Raw genomic sequence first — 11,936 nt, 5'->3', positions numbered from 1 at the left:
GCGGCGCGGGCGCTCGGCATGCCGGTCTCCACCGTCAGCCGCAAGGTCACGGCTTTGGAGGAACGGCTCGGCGTCACACTGATCCAGCGGACGACGCGCAAGCTCAGCCTCACGGCGCAGGGGCGCGCCTATCATGCGGAGTGCAGCGAACCGCTGAACCAGCTTCGCGACGCGGAACGGGTACTGAGCGAAGCGCAGAGAAAACCCGAGGGATTGCTGCGGGTCACCGTTCCCATGACCCTCGGGCAGCCTCCGTTCTTCGACTTCCTGTCCGCATTCCTGAAGAAGTACCCGGATATCGAGGTCGATCTGCTCGTCACCAATATGTTCATGGACCTCGTTGCCGAAAATATCGACGTGGCGGTGCGATTTGGCGAATTGCGCGATTCGTCGCTTGTCGCGCAGCGCATCGGCAGAAGCACCCACTTCCTTGTGGCGGCTCCTGGTTATCTTGACCAACAGGGCGTACCGTTGCAGCCCGAAGATCTACGCGGCCACCGCTGTGTGCTGGTCAATGCCCGCAGCAACGAAGCCGAATGGCACCTGGTCAAGGGTGCCGAATCGATCAGGCTTCCCGTGACCGGAGCGGTTTCTGTCCACGATATTCAATCGGCGAGCGCCATGACCGAACGCGGCCACGGCATCGGCCGGCTTCCGCCGATCTTCTGCGACAGCCTGCTGGCGAGCGGCAAGCTCGTGCGCGTGCTTCCGGGGTGGTCGGCACCGGATGTTTTCGTGCACGCGGTTTATCCGACCCGGCGGTTCCTGCCATCGCGCCTACAGGTGTTTCTGCAGGAGCTTAAGGCTTGGCGAGGGCCGGCATGGCAACCACTTCGGTGAGCGCGCTAGGCGATCTCTTCGTGCTTTTGCGCAAAGACGCTGAAACCGGCGCGGCGGTAGGTGTCTTGCGCCTTGGGGTGATCCCATTCGTCGGTGTGCAGCCAGACGCGGTTCGGTCTGCGGACCCACACGGCGCGTAGCGCGCTGTCGAGGAGGAACGGTCCAAGCTTTCTGCCATACGCCTCCGGTATAAGGCCGAAATGGGTGAGCTCGATATCCGGCGTGTCGACACGGTCAAACTCGCAGAGCCCGATCGCGCGACCATTCAAGCGGAGAATGTAAAAGCCCGCCGCGGGACTGCTGAGGAAGCCGCCGAGATCGGCTGCGGGCATGTGCAGCCGCTGATACCAGCGCAACGGTTCCCCGACGGCGCGATAGAGCGACAGAAACGCGGCGGCATCCGGACGTTCGGACGCGACCGCTGCATGCTCGATCGGCGGCGGAAGCGCTTCGCCCGCGGGCTGCGTGCGCATTTCCATGTAGGTCACGAGCAGCTCGACCATGCGTGCACCAGAGTAATGCGCCTGGCTGCGATCTCACGTTTTTGGCAGGGCATGGAGCGTTGCGCAAACATAAGTGGGAACGCCTGTCGGAACACGTAGGATCGCGCTCCACTGTAAGTGTCTGAAATTAATGGTGATCCCGCCGCGATTCGAACGCGGGACCCCCAGATTAGGAATCTGGTGCTCTATCCTGCTGAGCTACGGGACCACTTGGATAGCACCCATACAAAAGCGCGGCCTCTTCGCCAAGTGTTTTTGCGCATGGGCAGGCGGAAATGCAGGTGGCACCAAGCTTTGGCTGTCTTGACAGGCGGCGCGTTGGCGCCATCGCCCGGGCGTTTAAATCGATTACGAAACGGGGCTGGTCTTTCAGGTCTTTCGAATGCTAAGCAAGGCGGGCGTCGGCTTGAGGAGGCGGGCGCTCCCCTTTGAGACCTTCATCAGAGACCTGATCCACATATGTTCATCGGAATAGATTGGGGTGGCACGAAAATGGAAGTCATCGCGCTTGGCCGCGATGGCGAAATGCGCGCCCGTCATCGCGTCTCGACCCCGACCAACGGCTATGACGATTGCATTCGCGCCGTTCTCGATCTCGTTGCCGCGGCCGAACAGACGGCCGGCGAAAAGGGCTCGATCGGCATAGGCATTCCCGGTAGCCCCAATCCGCGCACCGGCATCGTGCGCAACTCCAACGCGGTGCTGATCAACGGCAAGCCGCTCGGGCGTGACCTCGAAACGGCGCTTGGCCGTCCGGTGCGGCTCGCCAACGACGCCAACTGCCTGGCGGTTTCAGAAGCGGTCGACGGCGCCGGCAAGGACGCCCATGTGGTGTTCGGCGTCATCGTCGGTACCGGCCATGGCGGCGGGCTGGCGATCGACAAGAAGGTCCATGCCGGCTACCAGGGCGTTGCTGCCGAGATCGGCCATTATCCGCTGCCCTGGATGACAAGGGACGAATATCCCGGACACAAGTGCTGGTGCGGCAAGCACGGCTGCCTCGACATGTATGCCTGCGGCACCGGCGTCGAGCTCGACTACCGGATCACCACGGGCGTCGCGCGGCGTGGCCGCGACATCATCGAAGCGAAGCGGGCTGGCGATCCGGTTGCGACGGGCGTCTACGAGCGTTTCGTCGACCGGCTGGCGCGGAGCCTGGCGCTCCTTACCAATATCGTCGACCCCGACGTCTACGTGCTTGGCGGCGGCATGTCGAATGTGGATGAGATCTATGACGACGTCCCGCCACGGGTGGTCAATTATCTCTTCGGCGATACGTTCGAAACGCCTGTTCGCAAGGCCCTGCATGGTGACAGCTCCGGCGTGCGCGGCGCAGCCTGGCTCTGGAAGGAATGACCCATGAATATCGACAAGGATCTGAGCCGCATCGCGCGGCAAGAACAGGAATTGCAGTTCGAGCGCTTTGATCTCGAAACGGCCTGGGAACTCGGCGCACTGCTGCGCAAGATGGCGGTCGAGCGCAAGCTCGGTGTCGTCATCGACATTACCCTCTTCTCGATGCAGGTGTTTTATGCCGCGCTTGAAGGGGCGACACCCGACAATCCGAACTGGGTGCGCCGCAAGCGCAACACGGTGTTCCGGCTGTTCAAGAGCAGCTATGCCACCGGCCGCGAGCTCGCGAAGGCGCAGACCAATCTGCAGGCGAAGCTCGGGCTATCGGATGCCGACTACGCTGCCCATGGCGGCAGCTTCCCTATCGTCGTCAAGGGCACGGGCTGCGTCGGTGCAGTCACGGTTTCCGGCCTGCCGCAGCGCGAGGACCACAACATGGTCGTCGAGGCGCTGGCGACCTTGCTCGGCAAGGATCACGACACGTTGAAGCTCGAGGGCTGATTGTTGGCAGGCGATATCTTTTCTCAGTCTCAGCGCCTGTCTCAATGGCTGGCCGACAAAGCCCTGCCGCTCTGGCGCGACAAGGGCGTCGATGCGGCCGGTGGTTTTGTCGAAACGATCGATATGGCCGGTGAGGCGACGCGCGCCAATCGGCGCGCGCGCGTACAGCCGCGGCAGGTCTATTGTTTTGCCGAAGCCGGCAGACGCGGCTGGTCCGGTGACTGGCGCGGTGCTGCCGAAGGCGGACTTTCCTATTTCGATCACGTCTTCAAGCAGCCGAGCGGCTTCTACGGCGCACTCGCCGATGCCGACGGCAATCTGCTCGAGCCGTCTTTCGATCTCTACAACCAGGCTTTCGCCCTGCTCGCCTTCGCCTATCTGGCCGAGGTCACGCCGGCGCGCAAGGCAGAGATGATCGAACGCAGCAACGATCTTCGGTCTCGGATCGAGGCGCATGTCAAGCATCCGGTCGCCGGTTTCGAGGAAGGCAATCCCCCACGCCTGCCGCTCTGTTCCAATCCGCACATGCATCTCTTCGAGGCGTGCCTCGCCAGCGAGGCCGTAGTCGGTTTCGATCAGGTCGCCTGGGCCAATCTCGCCGACGAGATTGCGGATCTGGCGATGGACCATTTCATCGACGCCGAGATCGGGGTGCTGCGCGAATTCTTCGACCACGACTGGGCGCCGATGGCCGGCGAGAAGGGCCGCATCGTCGAGCCCGGGCATCTCTTCGAATGGGCGTGGCTGCTGCTTCGCTGGGCGGAGCGTCGCGGCAGCGCCGAGGCGATCGTGAAAGCGCGGCGGCTCTTCGAAATCGGCGAAGCCCATGGCATCTGCGCGGATCGCAACGTCGCGATCATGACGCTTCTCGATGATTTCTCGGTGGCAGACCCGATTGCCCGGCTCTGGCCGCAGACCGAGTGGCTGAAGGCGGCAGTCCGCTTTGCGGCGCTTACCAATGGCACTGAGCGTGAGCGCTATCTCGCTTCGGCCGCGCGGGCGGCTGCAGCACTCCAGACGTTCCTGGAGACGCCCGTTGCTGGCCTCTGGCGCGACAAGCAGAAGGCCGATGGCAGCTTCGTTGACGAACCGGCGCCGGCGAGCAGCTTTTACCACATCCTCTGCGCCATCTACGAAACAGAGGATTGCCTGGCGCGGCTCTAAGATTGCCGTTCCGAATCAGGGGTGTGCTCGATGGCCCGTCGCAATTGCGGCGGGCCATTTTCTTTGATTTGTCGGGCAAATGTGATTATGTCATATGTTGACATAAAGATATCTTTATGTGATTGACTCGCTTATTGTTTGTCGTTTTCAGAACGGGAGATTTCCCATGTCCGCCATCGGCGCCCTTTTCGGTGACGTTTCCTCCAAGCCGGATGGCTCCGAGATCAAAGAGGCGCTCGCCCGCGCGGCGCGTGAGCGCATCCTGATCATGGATGGCGCGATGGGTACGGAGATCCAGCAGCTCGGCTTCATCGAGCAGCATTTCCGTGGCGACCGATTCGGCGGCTGCGCCTGTCACCAGCAGGGCAACAACGATCTTTTGACGCTGACGCAGCCGAAGGCGATCGAGGATATCCACTATGCCTATGCGATCGCCGGCGCCGACATCCTCGAGACCAACACCTTCTCCTCGACCCGGATCGCCCAGGCCGATTATGGCATGGAGGACATGGTCTATGAGCTCAACCGCGACGGCGCCCGGCTGGCGCGCCGCGCCGCCAAGCGCGCCGAGGCCGAGGACGGCCGTCGCCGCTTCGTTGCCGGCGCGCTCGGGCCGACGAACCGCACGGCGTCGATTTCGCCCGACGTCAACAATCCCGGTTATCGCGCCGTCACCTTCGACGATTTGCGCATCGCCTATGCCGAGCAGATCCGCGGGCTGATCGACGGCGGCGCCGACATCATCCTGATCGAGACGATCTTCGACACCCTGAACGCCAAGGCGGCGATCTTCGCGACCAAGGAAGTCTTTGCCGAGAAGGGCGTCGACCTGCCGGTCATGATCTCCGGCACGATCACTGACCTTTCGGGCCGCACGCTTTCCGGCCAGACGCCGACGGCGTTCTGGCATTCCGTGCGCCACGCCGAGCCCTTCACCATCGGGCTCAACTGCGCCCTCGGCGCCAGTGCCATGCGCGCCCACATCGATGAGCTCTCCGGTGTTGCCGATACCTTCGTCTGCGCCTATCCCAATGCCGGCCTGCCGAACGAGTTCGGCCAGTATGACGAGACGCCGGAGCAGATGGCGGCGCAGGTGGAAGCCTTTGCCCGCGACGGCCTGCTCAACATCGTCGGCGGCTGCTGCGGCTCGACGCCCGCGCATATCAGCGCGATTGCGAAAGCGGTTGCCAAGCACCCGCCGCGCGAAATCCCGAAGGTCGAGCCGCTGATGCGTCTATCCGGCCTGGAGCCGTTCACGCTCACCTCCGACATCCCATTCGTCAACGTCGGCGAGCGCACCAACGTCACCGGTTCGGCGAAGTTCCGCAAGCTGATCACCGCCGGCGACTATTCGGCCGCACTCGATGTCGCGCGCGATCAGGTGGCGAACGGCGCCCAGATCATCGACATCAACATGGACGAGGGCCTGATCGATTCGAAGCAGGCGATGGTCGAGTTCCTGAACCTCGTGGCCTCGGAGCCGGACATCGCCCGCGTCCCCGTGATGATCGATTCGTCGAAATGGGAGGTGATCGAGGCGGGCCTGAAATGCGTTCAGGGCAAGCCGCTGGTCAATTCCATTTCCATGAAGGAAGGCGAAGAAGCGTTCCTTCATCACGCGAGACTTTGCCGTGCCTACGGTGCTGCCGTGGTCATCATGGCCTTCGACGAAGTGGGCCAGGCCGACACCCAGGCACGCAAGGTCGAGATCTGCACGCGCGCCTACAAGCTCTTGACCGAACAGGCGGGCTTCCCGCCCGAGGACATCATCTTCGACCCGAACATCTTCGCGGTGGCGACAGGCATCGAGGAGCACAACAACTACGGCGTCGACTTCATCGAGGCGACGCGCGAGATCATCAAGACGCTGCCGCATGTGCATGTGTCGGGCGGCGTCTCCAACCTTTCCTTCTCCTTCCGCGGCAACGAGCCGGTGCGCGAGGCGATGCATGCTGTGTTCCTCTACCACGCCATCCAGGCGGGCATGGACATGGGCATCGTTAATGCCGGCCAGCTGGCCGTCTATGATGCGATCGATCCGGATCTGCGCGAGGCTTGCGAGGACGTGGTGCTCAACCGCCGCACCGATTCGACCGAGCGCATGCTGGAGATTGCCGAGCGCTATCGCGGCCAGGGCGGGGCTCAAGGGCGCGAGAAGGATCTCTCCTGGCGTGAGTGGTCGGTGGAGAAGCGTCTCGAACACGCGCTCGTCAACGGCATTACCGAGTACATCGAGGCCGATACCGAAGAAGCACGCCTGACCGCTGCGCGACCGCTGCACGTCATCGAAGGTCCGCTGATGGCCGGCATGAACGTCGTCGGCGATCTCTTCGGGTCCGGCAAGATGTTCCTGCCGCAGGTGGTCAAATCCGCGCGTGTGATGAAGCAGGCGGTGGCGGTGCTGTTGCCGCATATGGAAGCGGAAAAGCTTGCCAATGGTGGCGAGGCGCGCCAGAGCGCCGGCAAGATCCTGATGGCGACCGTCAAGGGCGACGTGCACGACATCGGCAAGAACATCGTCGGCGTCGTGCTTGCCTGCAACAATTACGAGATCATCGATCTCGGCGTCATGGTGCCCTCGGCTAAGATCCTCGAAGTGGCGCGCGAACAGAGGGTGGACATCATCGGCCTCTCCGGCCTCATCACCCCGTCGCTCGACGAGATGGTGCATGTCGCCTCGGAACTGGAACGCGAAGGTTTTGACGTGCCGCTTCTGATCGGCGGCGCGACGACCAGTCGCGTGCATACGGCGGTCAAGATCAACCCGCGCTACGACCGCGGCCAGACCGTCTATGTCACCGATGCCAGCCGTGCCGTCGGCGTCGTCTCCAGCCTGTTGTCGCCGGAGGCGCGCGACAATTACATGGAGACGGTGCGGGCGGAATATCGCAAGGTTGCCGACGCGCATGCGCGCAACGAGGCGGAAAAGCGCCGGCTGCCGCTGTCGCAGGCGCGCGCCAACCAGCACAAGATCGACTGGTCCGGCTATAGGGCGAAGGCGCCGTCCTTCCTCGGCACGCGCGTATTCGACACCTGGGACCTGGCAGAACTCGCCCGCTATATCGACTGGACGCCATTCTTCCAGACCTGGGAGTTGAAGGGTGTCTATCCGAAGATCCTGGACGACGAGGCGCAAGGGGCTGCGGCCCGACAGCTGTTCGATGATGCGCAGTCGATGCTCAAGAAGATCATCGAGGAAAAGTGGTTTGCGCCGAAGGCCGTTGTCGGCTTCTGGCCGGCGGGCACGGTCGGCGATGACATCCGGCTTTTCACCGGCGAAGATCGGACTTCGCCGCTCGCGACCTTCTTTACGCTACGCCAGCAGCTCAGCAAGCGCGATGGTCGCCCCAACGTGGCGCTGTCCGATTTCGTCGCGCCGGCCGAGAGTGGCTCCAACGACTATGTCGGCGGTTTCGTCGTGACGGCCGGTATCGAGGAAGTGGCGATCGCCGAGCGTTTCGAACGCGCCAACGACGACTACTCCTCGATCATGGTCAAGGCGCTGGCCGACCGCTTCGCCGAAGCCTTCGCCGAGCGCATGCATGAGCACGTGCGACGGGAGCTCTGGGGTTACGCGGCCGATGAGACCTTCACGCCTCAGCAGCTGATCGGCGAGCCCTATGCCGGCATCCGTCCGGCGCCGGGCTATCCGGCCCAACCCGACCATACCGAGAAGGCGACGCTCTTCCGGCTGCTCCATGCCGAGGCGGCAATCGGCGTCAGCCTGACGGAGAGCTATGCCATGTGGCCGGGCTCGTCGGTGTCTGGCCTCTATATCGGCCACCCCGAGGCCTACTACTTCGGTGTCGCCAAGGTCGAACGCGATCAGGTTGAGGATTACGCCGAACGCAAGCGCATGCCGGTGCGTGAGGTCGAGCGCTGGCTGTCGCCGATCCTCAACTATGTGCCGATGCCGGAGACCGAAGCAGCAGAGTAACGTTGCGATAGGGAATGATGGCGAGTCGAATCCGGCCCGTCATTGCCGGCGCTGCGTGTCGCGTTCGGTCTCATCATCCAGTGCAGCAAGGAAGGCCGTGAGTGCGGCATTGAAGCGGTCCGGCCGCTGCAGCGGTGCGAAGTGGCTGACGCCATCAAGCAGGATGAATGCGGCGCCAGGAATGCTGCGGGCGAGATAATCCGCGTGCTCGCGTTTGATGAATTCGTCGTTTTCGCTCTGGACGATTGCGACCGGCACGCGGATCCTGCCGAGGTCTTCGGCCGTGTAATTCGGCTCGGTCTTTTGCATCGCGCTGACGGCATCGACGAAAGCGCCGAAAACATCGGGCGTTGCCGATAATGCTCTGTAGTCGGCGGAATGCCGTCCGAAGCAACGGTCGAGCACCCGACTGGGCTCGATCTCCCTCGTTCCGCTCGGGTCCATGTTGCAGGCGAAGAAGAACACGCCGCTTACGCGTTCCGGTGCCATCGATGCAAGAACGAGCGCGATGCAGGCGCCATCGCTCCAGCCGGCAAAGGCTGCGTTTTGAATTTCCAGTCTGTCCACGACCGCGAGCACGTCCGACGCCATGAGTTCATAGGTGTAGGGCTTTGCATCGCGGGTGCTGCGGCCGTGTCCGCGGCTGTCGATCAGGATGACGCGGTGGCCCGTCTCAAGCAGTGCCGGGACCTGAAAGCCCCAGTTGCCGCTGTGACCGAGGCCGCCATGCAACAGGATGACCGGCGTGCCCGATCCGTAGGCAGCACACCAGATGCGCGCGCCGTTATGCTCGACGTGCCCCTCGACGGTTGCTGCGGGCAGGGGCGTTGCGCCATGCTCGGCGAAAGCCGCGAGGTCGTCATCCCGGAACTCCATGCAGGCGACCTCCGCAGCCTGTTTCGTGATGCGGGAAGCCTAGTTCACAGGTTGTGGCTCGGGAAAATGCCAGGATCCATCGAGGATTTCCTTGCGGGGTCGGTAGAGCCGCACCGTGTAGTTCCAGCCGTCGACCACGGGCAGGCAATTGGCGATCTTGCCGTCGCATCCGCCGAACTGGATCGAGACGCTGCCGTCCTCACCCTTCTTGGCGGTGATGTTGTTGATCGCATAGGCGTTGTAGGGGTTCTTCTCGTAGAAGCCTTGCGCGTCGTAGACGCTGACTGACCAGAAGGCATCGACCGGCACGTCCTTGACATCGAGCTTGTAGGTCGTCTTGCCGTCGTTCTTGGCCGGTGTGACGTTCAGATAGGTCGCGTCCTTGTCCGGATTGCCGCCCCATCCGGTCGCGGTGCCGATCAGGTGGCGAACAGGATCGACCTCCTGTTTGGTGCCGAAGGCCTTCTTGAAGTCCGGTATCGTGGAACCAAGCACCAGCAGCGCCTCGCGCACGGTCTTCTGACTGGCCGGATCCCAGGCCGGGATCTCGAACTTACCCTCAGCCTTCTGGCTGACCTTGATTGCGTCCTGCAGCGCATGCACCGCGGCGATATCCTTCGGGTCGGCTGGATCGACGAGGGTACGGATGCCGACGACGACGTATCGGGTTCCTACTTTTTCCTTGGTCAGCGTCGTTTCACCGGCGCCGTAGACGACTTCGGGTACATAGTGATCCTCGCTGATCACCTGCATCGACATGAAGCGCTTTCCCGCGTCCGGCATGGTGATGGTAACCGGACCGGCATCGAGATCGAACACGGCGGATGAATAGAGCGTGTCGCGGTTGAGGCGGATGACGGTCTGATTGTCGATCGAAGCCGGTTCGCGGCGGTGCAGGAATTTGCCGAAGGCGCCGTCCTTGACCATGCTGGCCGCATACATGTCGCTCTCGGCGCGAATGAAGTTGTCGACACCGACGGTCACGGGGTCGGCGGCACTCGAATGTGCGGCGCCGGCAATTACCAATGCACCAGCCATGAAGAAAGAACGGGAATGCAACATCTTCGGGGTTCCTTTTGATCAATTGGCGCGCTGCATCGGCGGCGCTTTCCATTTGCCGTCCAATGCGTCCGGCTTAGGCCAATAGAGCCGCATGGCCGTGAAGAATGGGCCGCTCGGTGCCGGCAGCCAGTTGGCTTCCTTCTCGGCGCCCGGCGACTCGTGCTGGATGTAGAGCGTCACACCGCCGTCGGCGTCCTTGTTCAGATTCGCAACCATCGGCGAATTGATCAGGTAGCGGTTGAGCGGATTGGCGTAGAGCAGGCTCTGCGGCAGTTCGTAGAGCGTCAGCGACCAGAAGGCGTTGACCGGGGGCAGCATGCCCGGTTCGAAGCGCAGCGTGTACTTGTTTTCACCCGAGAGCGGCGTCTTGTCGTCGCTGGTGAAATAGGCGGGATAGATGGCCTCGTCCTTGGAGTTGCCGTAGATGCCGAGCACGGCGCCAGACATGCGGTCGAGATAGCGACCGTTCAGATACTCGCGCGTGCCGAAGCTGTCGGCGCTCGTTCGCTTCCCGGTATCGAGTTCGGTTTCCTTGAATTCCTTGAAGGCGGCCCAGGCGTCGGCGATGCCGCCTTCGATCGCCTGCTGCATGTCCGGAGAGAAGGTGTTGAAGTCGAAGCTCTTGCCGCCACCGACATTGATCTTCGCGAAGCGCTCCATCAGGCCGGTTTCGGATGGATTCGTCGGACAAAAACCGAGCACGAAATTGACGATCTTGAAGAAGTCGGGCGAGGTTTTTTCCTCTTCCGCGCTGAGCGGCTTGACGAAATCGACGGTCGCGGCCGGCGCCGGTGCCGGGTGGCCAAGGAAGGTCGACAGCGGCTCGACCTTGTAGCCGGCCTGGATCTTCCTGACGTTCTCGATGTCGGTAGGATTGAACATTTGCGTGCGGTAAAGCACGAAGGCGAATTCGGTTTCCGCGCGGATCACCGCCTTTACTCCGGGCGGCGTTTCGCCTTTCCAGCCCGGTCCTGCCAGCAGGAAGCTGCCGGCCTCGTTGCCGGTGGTGCGACTGCCGACATAGGCAAAGTTGAACGTGTACATGTCGATGAACTGGAGCGAGTAGTAACGCTCCTTCTCGATCGCCGGCACCGTCAATACCAGCGGCTCGGCACGCAGGTCTGCACCCAGGAAGGAGTAAGGCGTGTCGGAGTTCGGAGTCTGGATCGCCTTGTCCTCGGGCGTATAGACCCGCGCGGTGTTGTTGAGTGTGTTCCAGCCGCTCTTGAACTCCGGATTGCCGCGATCGACGAAATAGGAATGCTGGATGCGGTAATTGTCGACCAGCGGGAAGCCGTAGATATAGGCGTCCTTGGCGATGGCGCGGGCCTCGTCTGCGGAGACGCCGATATCGGCAGCGGTCGCGCTTTTCATCTGGAGTGCGGGCAGTGCCGTTGCGAGAGCGCCGAGCACCAGCAGAGACCGTCGTTTGAGCATGGCAGATTCCTTCGGATGATCGGCGGCAATCGTGCCAGTTCGGCTGGGTACCGCAAGTACGTAACGGTTACGCCAGCGAAGCGTCTCGCTCTGCGCGCCGATGGCGCCGCTCGTCAAGCTGCGGTAACATTGTCATTGGAGTACATCGTACGTAGAGAGCTCGTCGATGGAGCGCCGCCTCGCTGCCGTCCTGATTGCGGACGTCGTCGGTTACAGCCGCTTGAGCCGGCTGGACGAGGAAGGGACGCGCCTTAGATTCCACT

General features: G+C 62.6%; 10 protein-coding genes and 1 tRNA gene. 6 read left to right on the top strand and 5 right to left on the bottom strand.

Annotated features, from left to right (window positions below; genetic code table 11):
- The coding region (locus I8N66_RS19000) for a LysR family transcriptional regulator (protein ID WP_291156619.1) at window positions 1-840 on the top strand (840 nt) is incomplete at its 5' end.
- Between the two features lie 5 nt (window positions 841-845).
- Here the strand turns inward: I8N66_RS19000 and I8N66_RS18995 are convergent.
- The gene (locus I8N66_RS18995; protein WP_291156616.1) at window positions 846-1,343 is read right to left on the bottom strand and encodes a GNAT family N-acetyltransferase; all 498 of its coding nucleotides are present in this window, start codon (window positions 1,341-1,343) and stop codon (window positions 846-848) included.
- A gap of 131 nt (window positions 1,344-1,474) precedes the next feature.
- Window positions 1,475-1,551 (bottom strand) — tRNA-Arg (locus I8N66_RS18990).
- A gap of 251 nt (window positions 1,552-1,802) precedes the next feature.
- Here I8N66_RS18990 and I8N66_RS18985 point away from each other — a divergent pair.
- The 4 genes from I8N66_RS18985 to metH all read left to right on the top strand — a co-directional run bounded on the left by I8N66_RS18985 (window position 1,803) and on the right by metH (window position 8,298).
- On the top strand, window positions 1,803-2,699 hold the full coding sequence (locus I8N66_RS18985) for an ROK family protein (RefSeq protein WP_291156613.1): 897 nt from the start codon (window positions 1,803-1,805) through the stop codon (window positions 2,697-2,699).
- A 3-nt stretch (window positions 2,700-2,702) separates the two neighbouring features.
- Complete coding sequence (locus I8N66_RS18980; protein ID WP_223725726.1) at window positions 2,703-3,197, top strand: heme-degrading domain-containing protein; 495 nt, start codon at window positions 2,703-2,705, stop codon at window positions 3,195-3,197.
- Window positions 3,198-3,200: 3 nt separating this feature from the next.
- Window positions 3,201-4,361 (top strand): AGE family epimerase/isomerase, encoded by a 1,161-nt coding sequence (locus I8N66_RS18975; RefSeq protein WP_291156609.1) that lies wholly within the window; start codon window positions 3,201-3,203, stop codon window positions 4,359-4,361.
- 166 nt (window positions 4,362-4,527) lie between these two features.
- Window positions 4,528-8,298, top strand: coding sequence for a methionine synthase (gene metH, locus I8N66_RS18970; protein ID WP_291156606.1), 3,771 nt, complete (start codon window positions 4,528-4,530; stop codon window positions 8,296-8,298).
- 39 nt (window positions 8,299-8,337) lie between these two features.
- On the opposite strand, the gene I8N66_RS18965 is transcribed toward metH, so the two are convergent.
- Genes I8N66_RS18965 through I8N66_RS18955 form a run of 3 tightly spaced genes read right to left on the bottom strand, consistent with a single transcriptional unit; the run spans window position 8,338 to window position 11,610 of the window.
- Window positions 8,338-9,174 carry an alpha/beta hydrolase gene (locus I8N66_RS18965; protein WP_291156603.1) on the bottom strand — a complete coding sequence of 279 codons (837 nt, stop codon included), beginning with the start codon at window positions 9,172-9,174 and terminating at the stop codon, window positions 8,338-8,340.
- Window positions 9,175-9,213: 39 nt separating this feature from the next.
- Entirely contained in the window at window positions 9,214-10,236 is a 1,023-nt protein-coding gene (locus I8N66_RS18960; protein WP_113541037.1) for a DUF1254 domain-containing protein, read from the bottom strand.
- Window positions 10,237-10,254: 18 nt separating this feature from the next.
- Complete coding sequence (locus I8N66_RS18955) at window positions 10,255-11,610, bottom strand: DUF1254 domain-containing protein (protein WP_291156625.1); 1,356 nt, start codon at window positions 11,608-11,610, stop codon at window positions 10,255-10,257.
- Window positions 11,611-11,839: 229 nt separating this feature from the next.
- On the opposite strand from I8N66_RS18955, the gene I8N66_RS18950 reads away from it, so the two are divergent.
- Window positions 11,840-11,936: hypothetical protein (locus I8N66_RS18950; RefSeq protein ID WP_291156622.1), on the top strand; the 97-nt coding region annotated here is incomplete at its 3' end.

This window comes from Ensifer sp. SSB1, from assembly GCF_016652895.1.
In the GTDB taxonomy this organism is placed as follows: Bacteria; Pseudomonadota; Alphaproteobacteria; order Rhizobiales; family Rhizobiaceae; genus Ensifer.
The sequence above is the reverse complement of the archived record's forward strand: the minus strand, read 5'-3'. Positions and strand labels throughout refer to the sequence as shown.